This is a genomic window from Saccharibacillus sp. WB 17 (assembly GCF_008634075.2).
Taxonomy (GTDB): Bacteria; Bacillota; Bacilli; order Paenibacillales; family Paenibacillaceae; genus Saccharibacillus; species Saccharibacillus brassicae.
Map to the genome: position 1 here is coordinate 25,185 of NZ_VPFK02000025.1, position 19,286 is coordinate 44,470.

Sequence of the window (19,286 nt, forward strand, 5' to 3'; positions counted from 1 at the left end):
CCTACCGCCGCTTCCGCGTCCGCGAGCGAATCGCCGCGTACCGCGAAGTAGACTTTGATCTTCGGCTCGGTGCCCGACGGACGCAGCACGAACCAGGAGTCATCCTCCAGCATGTACTTCAGCACGTTCTCCGACGGCAGACCGTCGATGCCCTGCGCGTAATCGAGCGTCTGCACGACTTTGACGCCGCCCACTTCGGTCGGCGGGTTCTCGCGCCAATCGGACATGATCGACTGGATTTTGGCCAGTCCGTCCTTGCCTTTCATCGTCCGCGATTCCAGGCGTTCGACGAATGTGCCGAACTGCTCGTACAAATCTTCGAGCACTTCGTACAGCGTCTTGCCCTGCGTCTTGTAATAGGCCGCCGCTTCGGCCAGCAGCATGGAGGCCAGCACCGCGTCCTTGTCGCGCGCATAGTTGCCGGCCAGGTAGCCGTAGCTTTCTTCGTAGCCGAACAGGAAAGTGTGCTCCCCGCTTTGTTCAAACTGGTTCATTTTCTCGCCAATATACTTGAAGCCTGTCAGCGTGTTCAGCACTTCCGCGCCGTAATGACGGGCGATAACCGCCCCCATCTCGCTGGTCACGATCGTTTTGATGACCGCGCCGTTCTTAGGCAGCGTACCCGCTTCCTTCATACGGCCCAGCACGTAATCGACCATGATCGCGCCCGATTGGTTACCGCTCAGGACGACGTATTGGCCTTCCTTGTTGCGCACGACGGCGCCTACGCGGTCGCAGTCGGGGTCGGTGCCGATCAGAATGTCGGCATTGAGTTCTTCCCCGAGCTTCATCGCGAGCGTGAACGCTTCGCGTTCTTCCGGGTTCGGCGACTTGACGGTCGGGAAGTCGCCGTCCGGCTGCTCCTGCTCCGGCACGACAGCGACATTCTTGAAGCCGATCTTCTCCAGCACGCGGCGAACCGGCAGATTGCCCGTTCCGTGCAGCGGAGTGAACACGACCTGCAGATCGCTGCCCTGGCCCGCGGCCAGCTGCTCGCGGCTCAGGGACAGGCTTGCGACCGTCTCGATGAACGCTTCGTCTTCGGCGTCGCCGAGCCAGACCAGCAGACCCTGCGCTTCCGCTTCTTCGCGGGTGATGCGCTTGATCGCGGAGAACGATTGCACGCCCTGCACGAGGCTGATTACGCGTTCCGCTTCGTGCGGTACGAGCTGTCCGCCTTCGTGGTTGTACACTTTGTAGCCGTTGTATTCCGGCGGGTTATGGCTCGCCGTGACCATGATGCCGCCGTCGGCCTGCAGATGGCGTACCGAGAACGACAGCTGCGGCGTCGTGCGCAGCGAAGGATACAGCTTGGCCACGATTCCGTTCGCCGCCAGGACCAATGCCGCTTCGAGCGAAAATTCAGGCGAGAAATGGCGCGAATCGTGCGCGATGATGACGGACGGCTGCCCGTCTTTGCCCTGCGCCGTTTCGAGTATGTACTCCGCCAGGCCCTGCGTCGCTTTGCCTACCGTGTACCGGTTCATGCGGTTGCTGCCGGCGCCGATCACGCCGCGCAGTCCGCCCGTTCCGAATTCAAGCTCCCGGTAAAAGCGATCTTCCAGTTCTTCCGGCTGCGATTCCAGCGCGCGCAGCTCTTGTTTGGTCGTTTCGTCGATGCTTGGGTCTTCCAGCCATTGGCTGACCACCGCCGCGGTTTTTTCGTTCAACATAATTCTTGTACCTCCCTGTCCGGATTGTTGGGGTGAAGAGGCAACCGTGCGGTTATTCGCGGTTCGCAAGCGCAAACATCATGTCGCCTTCGGCTACCACTTTTCCGTCCACTTTCGCCACGGCGTGTCCTTTTCCGATCATCCCTTTGAAGCGGGTCATCTCGACCTCAAGCTGCAGCGTGTCGCCGGGCTTGACCTGCCCCCGGAAACGGAATCCGTCGATGCCGGCAAAAAAACCGAGCTTGCCGCGGTTTTCTTCCACGATCATCATCGCGACGCTTCCGACCTGGGCGAGAGCCTCAACTATTAATACCCCCGGCATGACCGGATAACCCGGAAAATGTCCGGCAAAGAAAGGTTCGTTAACGGTTACGTTTTTGATGCCGACCGCGCGCTTGCCCGGTTCGACCTCCAGAATCCGGTCCACCAACAGGAACGGCGGACGGTGCGGAATAATCTCTTGAATCTGCTGCGAATCCAAAATCACGAGCAAAACTCCCTTCGGCAATTTCCCCCATCATTATACAGTTTCCCGACGCAAAAAGAAATCGCGGAAAACCGGGCATCAAAAAAGCCGCCCCGGGCCGAATGGCCCGACAAGCGGCTCTGCCGTACCCGACAGGGCATGGCTTTTTCAAATATTGGACCGTGCCAAAACGCCGTTCCCGAGCGAACTTTGCGCTTGGCGCCGAAGGCTTGCGTCCCGGCTGCTGCTACGGAGCAAACACCAGATCGAACACGTGCACCCACGTTTCCGGCTGAAAAGCTTCTTCCAGCGGCTGCTTGCCGACGTACACGTAGCCGAACACCAGTCCTCCGGCCAGGCATACGATGAAAAAAAGCAGGAAAAGAGTAAAACGCAACGCCTTTCTGCCGAACTTTCTTTTACGGCGTACGGGAGCTTCGTTCTGCTCGTCCATCACCTTTTCCACTTCTACCCCTCCTTGCCGCAAAGTCCGAAGCCCCAGGCATCTGCCGGAGCTTCGGACTTATTGTTGATTACTTTTAGTTATGCGTGATTCGATTACTGACGGATGCCGTTGGCGATCGTCGCCATCGTATCGCTTGAAGTCAGCGCCTTGGCGGCCAGCTGATACGCGCGCTGCACCTGCAGCAGTTCGGTCATCTGCGCGGTCAGGTCGACGTTCGATTGCTCCACGTAACCTTGTCTGACCTGGGCTTGGCCGGCGTTGCCGAGCACTTCCGCCTCGTTCGCGCCCTCGGCAAGCACAAAGGTGTTGCCTTCCGTCTGAACGAGTCCTTCCGAACGATTCACACGCGCCAGCGAGATCTGGCCGGCCGCCGTGCTCGTGCCGTTCGGATTCAGTGCCCGGACGCTGCCGTCGCTGTCTACTTGCAGCTTGGAGTTGGCCGGGATACGGATTGGCTGTCCGTTGGTGCCCATGACCGGATGTCCCTGATTCGTCATCAGATATACGTTCCGGGCATCGTCACCGAGCGAAGCCAGTTGGAATCCGCCTTCGCGCGTCCACGCTTTCTCGCCGTTCACCTGAACTTCGAATACGGCGTTGCCTTCGATCGCGAGATCCGAAAGGCTGCCCGTTTCCTTGAGCGGCCCCTGGGTCAGGTCGATCGTGACTTCGCTCATTCGTGCGCCGAAGCCGAGGTTGTATCCGGCATCCGTGCGGCGTCCGCCCAGTTGGAACGAATCTCCCTGCTGCTGCACGCGCGTCAACACGTCCTGGAAACTGCCCTGCTTGGCTTTGTAGCCGACTGTATCCACGTTTGCGATATTGTCCGAAATGAGGTCGAGCTTCCGTTGGAGGCCGTTCATCGTTACCGCGGCGCCGATCATCGAGTTGTTCATGAATATGCCCCCTTAGTTAGACTCTTCCGACTTCGTTAACCGCTTTTTCCAAACTCTTGTCGTAGAACTGCACAACTTTCTGGTTCGCTTCGTACGCACGCAGCGCGGCGGTCATGTCGACCATCGACTGGGCCGCGTCTACCGTCGAGCGCTCCAGATAACCCTGCTTCACGTCGAACTGGTCGGCGTCCGTAGCCGCCCGGAGCGAAGCTCCGCCCTGCGTCTTCTCCGTGAACAAGCCTTCGCCGTCTCGCGTCAGTTCGTTCGGCCGTTCCGCGACCGTTATGCCGATCCGGCCTGCGGCCGCCCCTGTCGCTTTGTTGAAAATCGTTCCGTTCTCCCGCACCCAGTAGTCGTCCATTGTGCCGGCCAGCACGATCGGCTGTCCGTCCTGTCCGAGCACGCTCTGGTTCATCGAGGTCAGGAGACGTCCGTCGACGCCCAGATGCATATCGCCGTCACGCGTGTAGCTGACGCCGCCCTGCGGATTCTGTACGTTGAAAAACGCCTGCGGCTTATAGACCGTATCGCCGTTCGCCTGAACCGCTTTGCCGGAAGCGTCGAATACGAAGTTGCCGCCCTGCGGATTGGCCAGTTGAATATCGGAAGTGAGAGCCAGGTCGTCCGAAGACAGCGTCTCCGTCACGTCGCCCTGTACCATCATCGAAATGCTTTCTTCGGCGAACACGCCCGTGTTCAGCTTGCCCACGCTGCGGTTGTCGCGGCCTTCGTCACCGTTCTGCAGCGCGACCATGACTTCCGGAAAAGAACGCGCCACGCTCTCTACCTGCTTGTACCCCGTCGTGTTCAGGTTGGCGATGTTCTGCGTAACGGTGTCGTGTCTGTGCTGCTGCGTCATCATGCCTGCGGTTGCCGTGTATAATCCTCTAAGCATTCGATGTGTTCCCCTTTCCGATATCGCGGATGCGGTCTGTTCCTGCGTGTATGAATCCCGGCTGTCTCCGTCCGTTCCCCTGCCGTCGGCGCTTTTAAAAAAGCCCCTCGGCCTTGTGTTATATATATCGGCAGATTCGGAAAATAATTAAGCGAAAATCAGAATTTTTTCTTCGCGGTCTGATCGAGATGGTCCAGCATCTTCTGCGTTCCTTTGACTACGCAGTGCATCGGGTCTTCCGCGATCCAGACCGGCACCCGCAGTTCGCTGGCCAGCAGGTCGTTCAGGCCGTGCAGCAGGGCTCCCCCGCCCGTCAGCACGACGCCGCGATCGATAATATCGGCCGACAGTTCCGGCGGAGTGCGTTCCAGCACCGACTTCGCGGCGCTGACGATCAAAGCGACCGACTCGTCCAGCGCTTCCTTGACTTCGGCCGACGTGACGGACACGGTGCGCGGCAGGCCGCTTACCATGTCCCGTCCGCGGATATCGACTTCAGCCTGGCGTCCGTCCGGATGCACGGAAGCGATATTGATTTTGAGATCTTCCGCCGTGCGTTCGCCGATCAGCAGCTTATATTTATTTTTGATGTAACGGATAATCGATTCGTCGAACGTGTCGCCCGCCACTTTGATCGAGGAGGACGTCACGATGTCGCCCATCGACAGGACGGCCACGTCGGTCGTGCCGCCGCCGATATCGACGACCATATTCCCGCTCGGCTGGTAAATGTCCATGCCGGCTCCGATCGCCGCGGCTTTCGGTTCTTCTTCCAGATAAACGTCTTTCGCTCCGGTACGCTGGGCCGCTTCACGGATCGCTTTTTGCTCGACGGAGGTGATGTTGGTCGGCGCGCAGATCAAAATCCGCGGATTGCTGTACCAGCTGCGACCGCCCACTTTGTTAATAAAGTAACGCAGCATCGCTTCCGTAATGTCGAAGTCCGCGATGACGCCGTCGCGCAGCGGCCGCACCACTTCGATATTGCCGGGCGTGCGTCCGACCATGCGGCGCGCTTCTTCGCCGACAGCCAGCACGCGTTTCGACTCTTTCTCCACTGCCACAACCGACGGCTCATCGATGACGACGCCTTTGCCCTTTACGTAAATCAGCACGTTCGCCGTGCCCAGGTCGATTCCGATATCCTTGCTCAACATGTCTTTTCGCGGCCTCCAGCATCCTTGTTATTCGGCTTTTTTTACTGCGCGCTTCCGTCGGCGCCCTGCAAACTACCAGCTTTTAACATACCATATTTATACGCTCTACATCAACGGAAATTCAAGGGAAATCCCGCTCTGAAACGCAAAAAACCCAAGTTCGAATGAACTTGGGTTTTGGAACGGTGTCCGCATCTTCCCGGGCTTAGGCCCAGGTCGGCTGAACGTTGAACATCGGAGTTTCATTACGCACGGACGTTTCCGCCGCGGCGGACGTCTCGGCTGCCGCTTCCGGCATCGAAACGCGCCAGATGTCTGCGCCCAGACCGACCAGCTTCTCCGTCAGGTTGACGTAGCCGCGGTCGATATGGTGCGTGCCGCCCACTTCGGTTGTGCCTTCCGCTACGAGGCCGGCACAGATCAGCGCCGCGCCCGCGCGAAGGTCGGTCGCCGTTACTTTGGCGCCCACGAATTTGGTGTTGCCCGTCACGAACGAAGAACGGCCTTCGACTTTGATCTCGGCGTTCATCAGGCTGAACTGATCGACGTGCATGAAGCGGTTCTCGAACACCGTCTCGGTCACGACGCTCGTTCCGGTCGCACTGAGCAGCAGCGCCATCATCTGCGACTGCATGTCCGTCGGGAAGCCCGGATAAGGCAGCGTTTTGATGTCGACGGCGCGCAGAGGCTTGTCGGCGATAACGCGGATGCCGTTTTCGTCCGGCAGTACCGTTACGCCCATCTCTTCCATCTTGGCTACGACCGGACCGAGGTGGTCGGCAATCGCGCCTTCGACGTACACGTCGCCGCCCGTGATCGCTGCGGCTACCATGTAGGTGCCCGCTTCGATGCGGTCGGGAATGACGGTGTGCGGAGCGCCGATCAGCTTCTCGACGCCTTCGATCCGGATCGTGCCCGTACCGGCGCCGCGGACAACCGCGCCCATGGCGTTCAGATAGTTGGCCAAGTCAACGATTTCCGGCTCTTTTGCCGCGTTCTCGATCGTCGTCGTGCCGTCAGCCATCGTGGCTGCCATCATGATGTTCTCGGTCGCGCCCACGCTGGCCACGTCGAGATAGATTTTCGCTCCGCGGAGTCTGCCGTCGCTTTTCGCTTCGACGTATCCTTCACCCAGCGTGACAGTCGCTCCCATCGCCTCGAACCCTTTCAGGTGCAGGTCGATCGGGCGCGTACCGATTGCGCAGCCGCCCGGCATCGAGATGCGGGTAGAGCCCAAGCGCGCAAGCAAAGGCCCCATTACGAGGAAGGAGGCGCGCATTTTGCTCACCCATTCGTAAGGCGCTTCAGATGAAGTCAGATTTCGTGCATCTACGCGGATAACTTCATCCTGGTATGTAATGCCCGCTCCTAGCGATTCCAAAACTTTATTGATGGTCATGACGTCGTCAAGAGGAGGCGCATCCGAAATGATGCTCTCTCCTTCTTGTCCCAACAGACTGGCAGCGATGATAGGAAGCACCGAATTTTTGGCTCCGCTAACTTTCACGGTTCCGGTCAATCGTTTGCCGCCGCGGACGATAAATTTGCTCATCTACGTATTCCCTCCGCGCGTTTAATTTGCGTTTAATTGTGTGTTTGTTTGTGGTATTGTGCACATGCCGACCTGAAGGTCGGTTCGTCTTGTGAGTCATGAGGGCAAATAGGCCTAATCAGTGATTAACCCAAGCACTCCGACTTAAAACAATTTCGTTCTTTAGAATCCCATTCTAAGCAGTTGGGACCATCCGATATAATCCAACATGAATTTTGCGACGAAATGCCCGAGCACTATCGCCAGCAGCACATGCAGCATTTTCCCCTGCGGGCTCTGCGGATGACGGATGATCAGATCGAGCTTCAAATTCTGCAGCGCCCACCAGGACAAGAGGATACAGCCCAGTGATATGACCATGGACAAAATACCGAAAACTCCGGTTTGCGAGAAAGATGCCAGGGCGTTTTCACCCATCGTCCCCCACTCCTTTCGTTCGTCCGGTCGTACTCCGATCCGCATAACGATATTTTTGCGGACTCCTCTATAATACGGGGAAGCGGCCGAAGAATCCAGCACATTTCGAACAAATTTTGCAAAAAAGCGACCATTACTTTCCTTCACAGCCCATTAATTGGGTTTTGCTTGCTCGCTTAAAATATGTAAGCGTTTCATTGGGAAAGGCTTGTACGACAGGTCTTTTTGATTATCGGCATACGGATTTTTTTCATTAGCCTTTGCCGAAAATTATTTCCGGGGAAATAGGTGAAATAAGCAAAAAACCGATCTCCGGAGAGATCGGTCTGATTTATTTGTTGACGATGTCCATGTTGGTTACGTCGAGACGGGTAAGCGCCCGTTTGAGCGCAACTTCCGCACGCATGTAATCGACTTCGTCCTGGTGCATTTTTCCGCTTTCGAGACGCATCTCGGCTCTTTCTCTCGCCGCGCGTGCGCGGTCGATGTCGATGCTCTCCGGCAGTTCGGCGCTTTCGGCCAACACGACGACCTTGTCGCGGCGAACTTCAAGGAAGCCGCCATGCACGGCAATGTGCGAACGCTTGCCGTCATGCTGGACCGTGAGCGCGCCGATCTGAAGCGGAGCGACTGTCGGGATGTGTCCCGGCAGCACGCCCATGTCGCCTTCCACGCTTTTGGCGATGATGCGGCTGACGTCGCCGGAGTAGATCAGGCGCTCCGGCGTAACGATTTCAAGCAAAAAGGTGCTCACTTCTATCCCTCCTCACCCAAAGCTTGGCAGCTTACAGGGTTTTCGCTTTCTCGACGGCTTCTTCGATCGTGCCGACAAAGAGGAATGCCGCTTCCGGCAGATTGTCGTGCTTGCCGTCGAGGATTTCGCGGAAGCTGCGGATCGTTTCCTTGACCGGAACGTAACGGCCTTTGAGGCCCGTGAAGGCTTCGGCAACGTGGAACGGTTGCGACAGGAAGCGCTGGATTTTGCGTGCGCGCGATACGATGACTTTGTCGTCCTCGCTCAGCTCGTCCATACCGAGGATTGCGATGATGTCCTGCAGCTCGCGATAGCGGGCCAGCAGCTGCTTGACGCCTTGGGCAACATCGTAGTGCTCTTCGCCCACGACGTCCGGAGCCAGAATCCGCGAACTCGAAGCGAGCGGATCGACGGCCGGGAAAATACCCATTTCGGAAATTTTACGCTCCAGGTTGGTCGTTGCGTCCAAATGGGCGAAAGTCGTCGCCGGAGCCGGGTCGGTATAATCGTCCGCCGGTACGTAGATCGCCTGGATCGACGTTACGGAACCGGTCTTGGTCGAAGTGATCCGTTCCTGCAGCTGACCCATTTCGGTAGCCAGCGTAGGCTGGTAACCTACGGCCGAAGGCATCCGGCCCAGCAGGGCGGATACTTCCGAACCGGCTTGGGTGAAGCGGAAGATGTTGTCGACGAACAGCAGTACGTCGCGGCCTTCCTGATCGCGGAAATACTCCGCCATCGTCAGACCGGTCAACGCTACGCGCAAACGCGCGCCCGGAGGCTCGTTCATCTGACCGAATACCATGGCCGTTTTGCTGATAACGCCGGATTCTCTCATCTCGTGGTACAAGTCGTTACCTTCGCGCGTGCGTTCGCCGACGCCCGCGAATACGGAGATACCGCCGTGTTCCTGTGCGATGTTGTTGATCAGTTCCTGGATCGTAACCGTTTTGCCTACGCCGGCGCCGCCGAACAGGCCGATTTTACCGCCTTTTGCGTAAGGAGCGAGCAGATCGATAACCTTGATGCCGGTTTCGAGCATTTCCGCCTGCGTCGACAGTTCGTCGAACGTAGGAGGCTGACGGTGAATCGGGTTTTTGATCGTGGATACGACTTCGCCCGCTTCGTCGATCGGCTCGCCGAGAACGTTAAATACGCGTCCCAGCGTAATTTCGCCGACCGGCACGGAAATCGGGGCGCCCGTGTCGATGACCACGCTTCCGCGCGTCAAGCCGTCGGTGGAAGACATCGCGATGCAGCGCACCGTGTTGTCGCCCAGATGGTTGGAAACTTCCAGAGTCAATTCGATGGTTTCGCCGTTTTCCGTCGCTTTTTGGATCTTGAGCGCATTCAGGATTTCCGGAAGCTGACCGCGTTCGAATTCCACGTCGACAACCGGACCCGTGATGCTGATGATGCGTCCTGTATTCATGCTTGGTTTTCCCTCCTACAAGCTTCAGCTTTGTGCGGCACTCGCGCCCGCCACGATTTCGGTAATTTCCTGGGTAATGGCCGCCTGACGCGCCCGGTTGTAAGTAAGCGTGTATTCGTTGATCAACTTCGAAGCATTCTTGGTCGCGGATCCCATGGCGGTCATCTTCGCGCCAAGTTCGCTCGCTTTGCCTTCGAGCACCGCTTTGTAGATCAGCGTTTCCGCGTAACGCGGCAGCAGTTCGCCGAGTACGGCTTCCGCCGAAGGCTCGAATTCGTAGGCCTGAGTCGCTCCGTCGAAGGAGACCGGCTCCATCGGCAGCAGCGCATCGACCTGCGGAATCTGGGTAAGCGCGTTGACGAACTGGTTATAACATAAGTACAGCGCGTCGGTATGTCCCAACTCGTAATCCTGTACGGCACGTGCCGCGACCGCTTTGATATCCGCAAAAGAAGGCGAATCGGACAATTCCGTTACCGTCTCGGCGATCTCGATGCCGCGTCTGCGGAAATAGTCGCGTCCTTTTCGTCCGATCACGTACAGCACGTATTGGTCCGGCGAAGTATGCCGGTCGCGCAGTTCGTTGGATACGCGGCGCAGGATATTCGCATTGTAACCGCCGGCCAGGCCGCGGTCCGAAGTGATGACGAGATAAGCCGTTTTGCGCACTTCCCGCTTCTCCAGCATCGGATGACGGATCCCCGTACTGGCGGAAGCGATGCTCGCTACCACTTCACGCAGTTTCTCGGAGTACGGACGAGCCGCTTCGGTCTTCTCCTGCGCGCGGCGCAGCTTCGAAGCCGCTACCATCTCCATCGCCTTGGTGATCTGACGGGTGTTTTGGGTACTCTTGATCTGACGCTTGATCTCGCGTATTCCTTTTGCCATTTTGTTCACCTCCAGACTTTGCGAAGCAAAGTCACTTCGTAAGCATCTACTGTCAGACTTTGCGAAGCAAAGTCACTTCGTAAGCATCTACTGCCAGACTTTGCGAAGCAAAGTCACTTCGTAAGCATCTACTGCCTTGCTTCTGCTCTATGTCGCGAAGCCGGTCCGGCGGAGCTTATGCGCAAAGCCGCTCTTCCCTTGCGGAAAGGACGCGGCTTTACCCATTCGCAGCCCCGAAGGCTTCTGTTGAAGAGATGCGCTTGTACGATTAAGCCGTCGTCGCAAATCCTTTTTTGAATTGGTCGATCGCGGCTACCAACGCTTTTTCGTTGTCGGAAGTCAGATCCTTCGTTTGGATGATCGAATCGAGAATCGCTTGATGCTCGGTCGTCATGTAAGCGAGGAACTCGCGCTCGAAACGGCGAACGTCCGCAACCGGAATATCGTCAAGCATGCCTTTTACGGCCGTGTACAAGCTTACGACCTGCTGTTCGACCGACAAAGGTTGGTTAACGCCCTGCTTGAGGATTTCCATCATGCGCGCGCCGCGGTTGAGGCGCGACAGCGTCGATTTGTCGAGGTCGGAACCGAACTGCGAGAACGCCTGCAGCTCGCGGTATTGGGCCAGATCCAGACGCAGTGTACCGGCGACTTTCTTCATCGCTTTGATCTGCGCGGAGCCGCCGACCCGGGATACCGAGATACCGACGTTGATCGCCGGACGCTGACCCGAATAGAACAGGTCCGATTCCAGGAAGATCTGTCCGTCGGTGATCGAGATCACGTTCGTCGGGATGTATGCCGATACGTCCGAAGCCTGCGTTTCGATGAACGGCAGAGCCGTCAGCGAGCCGCCGCCGCGAGCGTCGCTCAGCTTGGCTGCGCGTTCGAGCAGACGGGAGTGCAGGTAGAAGACGTCGCCCGGATAAGCTTCCCGACCCGGAGGACGGCGGAGCAGCAGGGACAATTCGCGGTAAGCCGCGGCTTGTTTGGACAAGTCATCGTAGATGACGAGCGCGTGCTCGCCTTTGTACATGAAGTACTCGCCCATCGCGCAGCCGGCGTAAGCCGAGATGTACTGAAGCGGAGCCGGGTCCGAAGCGGAAGCCGTCACGACGATCGTGTATTCCAGGGCGCCGGTACGACGCAGCGTTTCTACGACCTGGGCCACGGTGGACTGTTTCTGTCCGATCGCGACGTACACGCACTTCACGTTGTTGCCTTTTTGGTTAAGGATGGTATCGATCGCGATCGTCGTTTTACCCGTTTGACGGTCGCCGATGATCAGTTCGCGCTGTCCGCGGCCGATCGGAACCATCGAGTCGATGGCTTTGATACCGGTCTGCATCGGTTCATGTACGGACTTCCGGTCGATAACGCCCGGTGCCGATCCTTCTACAGGGCGGAAATGGGTCGTATCGATCGGACCTTTGCCGTCGACAGGCTGTCCGAGCGGATTGACGACGCGTCCGAGCAGCGCTTCGCCGACCGGAACTTCCATGATGCGTCCCGTACGCTTGACCTGGTCGCCTTCGCGGATGTCCGTGTAAGGACCCAGGATAACGATACCTACGTTGTCTTCTTCCAGGTTGAGGGCCATGCCCATTACGCCGTTGGAGAATTCAAGCAGTTCGCCCGACATAACGTTATCGAGTCCGTGCGCGCGGGCGATACCGTCGCCGATTTGAATAACGGTTCCCACTTCGGCAACTTCGATTTCGTTTTGATACTGTTCAATCTGGCTCTTAATCAGCGTGCTGATTTCATCAGGTCTGATACTCAAGTGGTTTCCCCCCTGTCACTATGCTTGTCTTTCGAAAGACTTTTCGAGACGGGCAAGCTTGCCCGCCAGGCTTCCGTCGTACAGCGTATTGCCGATCACGACTTTGGCGCCGCCAAGCACGCTTTTGTCTATCACGTTGTATATCGTAATTTTTTTGCCGGTCAGCATGCCGAAACGTTCGACGGCTGCGGCTTTCTCTTGTTCGGTCAAAGGAAAAGCGCTGTATACGGTGGCATCGGCCACGCCGAGCGCTTCATTGGAAATCTGTTCGTAACTTTCGCGCAGTTCGCCGAACAGCTGGGTCCGTCCGCGCGCGATCAACAGTTCGACCGTGCGGATGACCGGTGCGGAGACGCGGCCCGCAAAAGCGCAGTTCAGCACTTTTTGCTTGTCTTCGGCGGATACGCCGGGCGAAGACACGAACTTGTTCAGAGCCGGATCGGACGCGAAAGCTTCGGCGATGGCACGCAGCTCGGCCTGAGTCTCGGCGACTTTGCCTTCGGCGAAAGTCACTTCGAAAAGCGCGCGCGCATAACGTTTCGCGACCCGCGTATCGCGGCTCACGACTTCGTTCCTACGTCTTTCAGATACTGATCGACCAGGCCTTCGTTCGATTTTTCGTCGATCTCTTTTTCGATCAGCTTGGAAGCGATCTGTACGGAGACGCGTCCCACTTCGCCGCGCAGGGCAGCCATGGCTTTGTTCTTCTCGCTCTCGATATCGCGGAGCGCTTCGTCCTTCAGGCGCACGGATTCTTCTTTGGCCTGCGCGATCAGTTGATCGGCCTGCTTGCCGCTCGTCTGTCTCGATTGTTCAATGATGTCGTAAGCGTCTTTGCGTGCTTGCTGGAGCGCTTCTTTTTGCTGTTCCACGTAAGCGGCCGCTTCTTCGCGCGTCGCCGATGCCTCGTTCAACTGGCCAAGCACCAATTCCCGGCGCTTCTCCATGACGGACATCAGGGGTCCGATCGCGTAACGGCTGAGCAGCCAGTAGAGAATCAGAAACGCGAGCAGCGTAATCCATATTGAAGACCATACAATATCCATCTGAGTCACTCCTTCCCAGTTCAATGAACGGAACATAGATAAGTTTATTTCAATACGTAAAAAGTACTCATTCCAAAAAGAAGGCGCGGAGGCTGTGCCATCCCCGCCATACTAGTTTTAAGTTATGCCGCGGCGTAGAAAATGAACGCCAGGACCACGCCGATGATCGGCAGTGCTTCGACCAGACCGACACCGATAAACATTGTCGTTTGCAGCGTCGATTTTGCTTCCGGCTGACGTGCGATACCCTCAACCGTTTTGCTGATGATCAGACCGTTACCAATACCTGCGCCGAGTGCGCCCAAACCGACTGCAATTGCAGCGGCAATCAATGCCATAGCTCCCAAACCCATTTGTGTAAGCCTCCTTAAGTATTAGAAAAATAATTGTTTATATAGCCAGCTTGGACAGCGGTTATGTACCCCTTATCCTTGCGTTGGACCCGTAAAGCGGTGAACCTGTGGAATCAGGCTAATGCTCGTCGTGCGTTTCGATCTTTTGGGAAATGTAGACCAGTGCCAGAATCGTAAAGACGAAAGCCTGGATCGCGCCTACGAAAATACTGAATCCCTGCCAGATCGCCATCAGCGGAATGGAAGCGATCATGCCTACGACGTTGACGGCTGCCAGCTTCAGGATCACGCTGATCAGAACCTCGCCGGCAAAGATATTGCCATAGAGACGCATGCCGTGCGTCAGGAGACTGGAGAACTGCTCGATCAAGTTGATCGGGAAGAATACCGGATACGGCTCGAAGTAGTGCTTGAAATAAGCCTTGGTATTTTTCGTAATGCCCAGGAAGTGGACCAGGATGAAAATCATCGCGGCCAGCGCCATGGCGACGGAAACGTCGGCGGTAGGCGATTTCCAGAACGCGATCTCCACGTGCGGTTCCTGTCCGGCAGCAGCGGCCGAGTTGAACGCTTCCACGGCGGTAATGATCGGTTGGCCGAAGATTGTCGCTTCTTCCGCGCTGTGCGGATGCATTACGATACCGAACGGAAGGCCCAGCATGTTACTGACGAAGATAAACATGATCAGCGTCACGGCCAGCGTTACGAAAGGTCTGCCTTTCTTCATGTCCATCGTTCCGGCTACCTGATTCTGAACGAATTCGATGACCCATTCCATGAAGTTCTGGAGCTTGCCCGGATTTTCGACGGACATGTTACGGGTTGCCAGCTTGGCAATCAGGAACACGACCGTGCAGCTTACGACCAACATCAGGATGATCGAAAGATCGAAGCGCATCCCTCCGAGCATAATTATTGGAGCTTCATGCATTTTTTTCACCCCTTTCTTCAGCCAGTTTCTCTTTCTCCCTCCGCTTTTGCTCAAAGTAGAGGGCTTCTGCCTTGGTATCCTTGCGCGTGATCAAAATGCCTACGATCAGCAGGATAATCGGGGCTGCAACCAGGCTTGCCATCAGCGCGATCAAATTGACCTCATGCGGAAATTCGATAGCGACGACAAGAGCCGCAATCGCCGCAATCGCTCTCCAGGCAAAGCCCAGACCGCCCCGAGCCTTTCTTCCTTCCGACACCGCGTCCGTAATTTTACGAACCCGGTGACCCAAATAATACGCGCTCATACAGCTTACGCTTGCTCCGAAAACGATGCCCAATACCACCGGGTGATGATGGGGAGCGATCAGCATCCAACAGGCGCCGATCGCCAGGAGTGTATATGTAACGCGTGTAAGCCACCGCATGTATTTCGGTAATTCGCTAGTCATCGCTTCCCTCCAAAACTTTACGGACGAGCACGACTACGCCAAACGCTCCCACGGCCAATCCGACCAACACGCCAAGTCCGATCCAGAGACCGGAACCGCCTGTTTTTTCGTTGATCCAACGCCCGAAAAAAAATCCGAGCAGCGTAAACGAAACAAGCTCGAAACCGATAGCGCTGACAAGTCCGATCGCTTTCCAGGGGCCGCTTTTTCTGTTCGGGGCCATACGCTTCACCATCGCTTGTCAATCTCATAATCCTCATTCATTTTACTGAAAAGTAAGAGTTATTGTCAATTCGCCGAACTTTTCCTTTTGTGCCGCAATCCCTTGCCGATCAAGACTTTGGCCTGCCCGAAAGAAGGTGTCTTCACCTGCGAAAAAGCGGAATCCGGCATGCCGGCAAAACGTTGGGCGATCGTCCGAAGCGCGACGGGCAAGTTTTTGAAAGCGTATCAACCGTACAGCTATACTGTATACTGTTTACCTAGTCAATCACAATGCAACTTCAGGGCCATTTGTGTCCATTGTGTGAAATTCTTCCGGCCGTTCGGTTTTGACTCCGAAACTGTGCAGAATCGCATTGACAATACGCTGCGACGCTTTGCCGTCTCCGTACGGGTTGGCAGCCCGGCTCATGGAATCGTACAAAACGCTGTCGCTAAGCAGGGCTTGGGTCCGCGCATACACCGTCTCTTCTTCCGTGCCCACAAGTTCCAGCGTTCCGGCTTCGATGCCTTCCGGACGTTCCGTCGTATCGCGCAGGACGAGTACGGGCACGCCGAAAGAAGGCGCTTCTTCCTGCAGGCCGCCGGAGTCGGTCAGAATCAGGTGGGTATGCGGATAAAAATTGTGCAGGTCCACGACGTCGAGCGGATCGATCAGCGAAATGCGCGGATGATTGCCGAGAATTTCGTGGGCAGGCTCTTTGACGGCCGGACTCGGATGGACGGGATACACGATCGCCACGTCTTCGAATTCGTCGGCGATCCGCTTGACCGCGCGGAAAATGTTGCGGTGCGGTTCGCCCTGCGATTCGCGGCGGTGCGCCGTCATCAGGATCAGCCGCTTGCCTTTGGCCCAGTCGAGCACCGGGTGGCTGTAATCGGGCTGCACGGTATATTGAAACACATCCGTGACCGTGTTGCCTGTGACATAAACGCTTGACTTCGATTTGTTCTCTTTGGCCAGGTTGCCTCCCGACCACGAAGTCGGAGCAAAATGCAGGTCGGCCAGAACGCCGGTCAGCTGGCGGTTCATCTCTTCCGGGTAAGGCGACAGCTTATTCCAGGTACGCAGCCCCGCTTCCACGTGACCGACTTTGATCTGCTGCATGAACGACGCGTAGCTGGCCAGAAACGTCGTCAGCGTGTCGCCGTGCACGAGCACGATGTCCGGCTGGGCTTCCCGCAGCACGGGCTCAAGGCCCTGCAGGACGCGGATCGAAATTTCGTTCAGCGTCTGGCGGTCTTTCATGACGTCCAGATCGTAATCCGGCGTAATCTTGAATACTTCGAGCACCTGATCGAGCATCTGGCGATGCTGGGCCGTGACGCAGACGATCGACTCGATCTCTTCGGGGTGCTTCTCCAGCTCAAGAATGAGCGGGGCCATCTTGATCGCTTCCGGCCGAACGCCGAAAATCGTCATGACTTTAATTTTTTTCATCGGTATATTCGCTCGCTTTCCGCCCGGCATCCGGCCATTTCCGAAGCCGAACCGTGGGTTGCTCAAATGGATTCCTTCATTAAATAACAAACAGGGCAAAAACAAGAAACAAGGCGAAATAAAAAAGAAGCGGCAAAACAGGAAAATCCCGCGCCGCTGCGCCCGAACTTGCCGCCCGCCGCCAACTGTCTCCCGAAAAATCGTCGGACCGCTCTGGCAAAGCGGGCAGGCTCGTCCGGCGTTTACTTCGTTCCGTACAGACGGTCGCCCGCGTCGCCGAGTCCCGGCACGATATAACCGTGATCGTCGAGGCGCTCGTCCAGCGCGGCCACGTAGATGTCCACGTCCGGATGCGCGTCCTGTACCGCTTTCACGCCTTCCGGCGCCGCGATCAGGTTCATCATCTTGATCTGCGTGCAGCCGCGCTTCTTGAGCACGTCGATCGCCGCGATCGCGGAACCGCCGGTCGCCAGCATCGGATCGATAACGATCAGCTCGCGCTCCTGCACGTCCGTCGGCAGCTTCACGTAATACTCGACCGGCTGGAGCGTGTTCGGATCGCGGAACAGGCCCACGTGGCCGACTTTGGCGGCCGGAAGCAGCTTCAGCACGCCGTCGAGCATGCCAAGGCCCGCGCGCAGGATCGGCACGAGGCCGAGCATGCGGCCGGAGATGACTTTGCCTTCGGTCTGCGTGACCGGCGTCTCTACCGGAATGGATTCCAGCGGAATTTCGCGCGTGATTTCGTACGCCATCAGCGTCGCGACTTCGTCGACGAGCTCTCGGAAGTCTTTCGTGTTCGTGTTAACGTCTCGGATAAAAGTCAGTTTGTGCTGGATCAGGGGATGATCGCAGATCACCAGTTTACTCATAAGGTTCGTCCCTCCGTACAATGTTCGGCGTCGCCGGTTCCTGCCGCAAACGCGCGCAAAAACCGGCGATGTCCGTTTTCGGGAAATTCGTCTCGAATTCCGTTCCGGGTTCTTGGCACAGCTTGATGCTGCGCCCAAAGCCCCGTAAATCTTGTCCATTATAGCATTACGAAGCCCCTTGTGCATCCGCATTGAACGGCCCGACACAAAAACGTTTCCTTTCCCCCGTTTCGCGCCGGTTCTTTTACACGCAAAAAAAAGCCCCCGACCGGAATACCGACCGGGGGCGCTGCGCGAATATTGCAATGTCTAGCGTACTTTGAGATTGTCGTAGGAAGCCTGAAGATTCTCCTGCAGCTGTTCCCGCGTGTCGCGTCCCGCGATATACGACTGCATCAGATTGGCGTAATCCTGGGGCGTTCCGATCGGGAGCTGCTGGAAATACCAGTTCAGCGCTTTGCCTTCGTCGATATATGTGGTCAAATCCGTCCCGAGCGGCCCCATGTCTTCCGGATCGGCTTCGATGTTCGTGAAGGCCGGGATAAACTGGAACTTCTCGGTCAGGAACTGCTGGCCTTCCGGCGTGCCCGCCATCCAGTCAAGCAGCTCTTTCGCTTCTTCCTTGACCGGCGAATCTTTGTTGATGACCCAATAAGTCGGCACGCCGACGAACAGCTTGTCGTTCTCTTCCGCGTTCTCGCTGATCGGCATCGGCATCATCCCCACGTTCAGGTCGGGATTGATACCGTCGAGCGTCGGCTGCACCCAGTTGCCCTGCTGCGTCATCGCCGCTTCGCCGTTCGCGAACGTGGACATCTGCGTATTATAGTCCGTCGTCAGCGGATTGGCGCCGCCGTACTTGAGCGTCAAATCGAGCAGGTCGAGCCAGCCGTCGAACACCTCGTTGTTGACGATATCCGCGTTGCCGTCGTCGAGCGCCTGCATAAACGCTTCGGGATCTTTCTGCCGGGCAAACGGCACGTTGACGTTATGGTTGCCGAGCACCCACCATTCCGCGTAGGCGTTTACGAACGGCGTGTAGCCGGCTTTCTGGATTTTTTGGGCCGCTTTTTCCAGTTGGGACAGCGTCTTCGGAATTTCGGTCACGCCCGCTTTTTTGAAAATATCTTTGTTGTACAGGAAGCCGTACCCTTCGTAGTTCAGCGGGAAGCCGTACAGTTTGCCGTCCGCGCTCATCGGGTCTTTGGACACCTGATCCATGTTCGCGACCCACGGTTGATCCGACAGGTCTTCCAGATATTCCAGCCACAGATCGCGCTCCTGGAACCCGCTGATCGTGAAAATGTCGGGCTTGGCGCCGGCGGAAAAGCGGGATTTGAGCGAAGCCGCGTAGTCCGTGCCGCCGCCGACCGATTGAATATTGAGCGTCACGCCGGGATGCGACTCTTCGTACAGCTGCTTCATCTCCTGCAGTTGGTCGGAGATCTCGACTTTGCCCTGATAAATATTGATGACTTTGGTTCCGGCCTCGCCGGTACTTCCACCCTGCGCACACCCGGAAAGCGCGGTGGTCACGGCCAGGGCGAGAGCGGGCAGCAGCATGCGTTTTTTGATCGACATCGAATACGTC

20 protein-coding genes and 1 pseudogene are annotated in these 19,286 nt (G+C 57.0%); all 21 read right to left on the reverse strand.

From position 1 onward, the window contains the following. A pseudogene (locus tag FTE24_RS14190) lies at positions 1-1,673 on the reverse strand (phospho-sugar mutase); the annotation flags it as partial. A gap of 52 nt (positions 1,674-1,725) precedes the next feature. Next, a complete protein-coding gene (gene fabZ, locus FTE24_RS14195) occupies positions 1,726-2,157 on the reverse strand; it encodes a 3-hydroxyacyl-ACP dehydratase FabZ (protein WP_141450396.1) in 432 nt (143 codons plus the stop codon). Between the two features lie 229 nt (positions 2,158-2,386). Continuing rightward, positions 2,387-2,605 (reverse strand): DNA-directed RNA polymerase subunit beta, encoded by a 219-nt coding sequence (locus tag FTE24_RS14200; RefSeq protein ID WP_337190054.1) that lies wholly within the window; start codon positions 2,603-2,605, stop codon positions 2,387-2,389. A 92-nt stretch (positions 2,606-2,697) separates the two neighbouring features. Further along, a complete protein-coding gene (locus FTE24_RS14205; protein ID WP_141447421.1) occupies positions 2,698-3,501 on the reverse strand; it encodes a flagellar hook-basal body protein in 804 nt (267 codons plus the stop codon). 16 nt (positions 3,502-3,517) lie between these two features. Further along, the gene (locus FTE24_RS14210) at positions 3,518-4,396 is read right to left on the reverse strand and encodes a flagellar hook-basal body protein (protein ID WP_150235126.1); all 879 of its coding nucleotides are present in this window, start codon (positions 4,394-4,396) and stop codon (positions 3,518-3,520) included. 158 nt (positions 4,397-4,554) lie between these two features. Then, on the reverse strand, positions 4,555-5,553 hold the full coding sequence (locus FTE24_RS14215) for a rod shape-determining protein (protein ID WP_141447423.1): 999 nt from the start codon (positions 5,551-5,553) through the stop codon (positions 4,555-4,557). Between the two features lie 205 nt (positions 5,554-5,758). Next, positions 5,759-7,105, reverse strand: coding sequence for a UDP-N-acetylglucosamine 1-carboxyvinyltransferase (gene murA, locus FTE24_RS14220; RefSeq protein WP_150235124.1), 1,347 nt, complete (start codon positions 7,103-7,105; stop codon positions 5,759-5,761). 162 nt (positions 7,106-7,267) lie between these two features. Further along, complete coding sequence (locus FTE24_RS14225; protein ID WP_141447425.1) at positions 7,268-7,522, reverse strand: DUF1146 family protein; 255 nt, start codon at positions 7,520-7,522, stop codon at positions 7,268-7,270. A 331-nt stretch (positions 7,523-7,853) separates the two neighbouring features. Beyond that, on the reverse strand, positions 7,854-8,276 hold the full coding sequence (locus FTE24_RS14230; RefSeq protein WP_150235122.1) for a F0F1 ATP synthase subunit epsilon: 423 nt from the start codon (positions 8,274-8,276) through the stop codon (positions 7,854-7,856). A gap of 31 nt (positions 8,277-8,307) precedes the next feature. After that, the gene (atpD, locus tag FTE24_RS14235) at positions 8,308-9,708 is read right to left on the reverse strand and encodes a F0F1 ATP synthase subunit beta (RefSeq protein WP_150235120.1); all 1,401 of its coding nucleotides are present in this window, start codon (positions 9,706-9,708) and stop codon (positions 8,308-8,310) included. Between the two features lie 24 nt (positions 9,709-9,732). Beyond that, a complete protein-coding gene (gene atpG, locus FTE24_RS14240) occupies positions 9,733-10,596 on the reverse strand; it encodes an ATP synthase F1 subunit gamma (protein ID WP_141447428.1) in 864 nt (287 codons plus the stop codon). A gap of 268 nt (positions 10,597-10,864) precedes the next feature. Beyond that, positions 10,865-12,379: a F0F1 ATP synthase subunit alpha gene (gene atpA, locus FTE24_RS14245; RefSeq protein WP_141447429.1), complete on the reverse strand. Its 1,515-nt coding sequence runs from the start codon at positions 12,377-12,379 to the stop codon at positions 10,865-10,867. 18 nt (positions 12,380-12,397) lie between these two features. Next, the gene (locus FTE24_RS14250; protein ID WP_150235118.1) at positions 12,398-12,943 is read right to left on the reverse strand and encodes a F0F1 ATP synthase subunit delta; all 546 of its coding nucleotides are present in this window, start codon (positions 12,941-12,943) and stop codon (positions 12,398-12,400) included. Next, on the reverse strand, positions 12,940-13,425 hold the full coding sequence (gene atpF, locus FTE24_RS14255) for a F0F1 ATP synthase subunit B (RefSeq protein ID WP_141447431.1): 486 nt from the start codon (positions 13,423-13,425) through the stop codon (positions 12,940-12,942). Before atpF ends, FTE24_RS14250 begins: the two co-directional genes overlap by 4 nt. 122 nt (positions 13,426-13,547) lie before the next feature. After that, the gene (atpE, locus tag FTE24_RS14260) at positions 13,548-13,772 is read right to left on the reverse strand and encodes a F0F1 ATP synthase subunit C (protein WP_087798618.1); all 225 of its coding nucleotides are present in this window, start codon (positions 13,770-13,772) and stop codon (positions 13,548-13,550) included. Between the two features lie 124 nt (positions 13,773-13,896). Then, positions 13,897-14,709, reverse strand: coding sequence for a F0F1 ATP synthase subunit A (gene atpB / locus FTE24_RS14265; RefSeq protein ID WP_150235116.1), 813 nt, complete (start codon positions 14,707-14,709; stop codon positions 13,897-13,899). After that, positions 14,702-15,160 (reverse strand): ATP synthase subunit I, encoded by a 459-nt coding sequence (locus FTE24_RS14270; protein ID WP_150235114.1) that lies wholly within the window; start codon positions 15,158-15,160, stop codon positions 14,702-14,704. The genes atpB and FTE24_RS14270 overlap by 8 nt, the downstream gene beginning before the upstream one ends. Then, positions 15,153-15,395: an AtpZ/AtpI family protein gene (locus tag FTE24_RS14275; RefSeq protein ID WP_141447435.1), complete on the reverse strand. Its 243-nt coding sequence runs from the start codon at positions 15,393-15,395 to the stop codon at positions 15,153-15,155. Before FTE24_RS14275 ends, FTE24_RS14270 begins: the two co-directional genes overlap by 8 nt. A gap of 255 nt (positions 15,396-15,650) precedes the next feature. Beyond that, positions 15,651-16,823, reverse strand: coding sequence for a non-hydrolyzing UDP-N-acetylglucosamine 2-epimerase (wecB, locus tag FTE24_RS14280; RefSeq protein WP_150235112.1), 1,173 nt, complete (start codon positions 16,821-16,823; stop codon positions 15,651-15,653). A gap of 242 nt (positions 16,824-17,065) precedes the next feature. After that, positions 17,066-17,695, reverse strand: a complete 630-nt coding sequence (upp, locus tag FTE24_RS14285; RefSeq protein WP_087798616.1) for a uracil phosphoribosyltransferase — start codon at positions 17,693-17,695, stop codon at positions 17,066-17,068. A gap of 309 nt (positions 17,696-18,004) precedes the next feature. Next, positions 18,005-19,276, reverse strand: coding sequence for an ABC transporter substrate-binding protein (locus FTE24_RS14290; protein ID WP_150235110.1), 1,272 nt, complete (start codon positions 19,274-19,276; stop codon positions 18,005-18,007). Positions 19,277-19,286 lie beyond the last annotated feature (10 nt).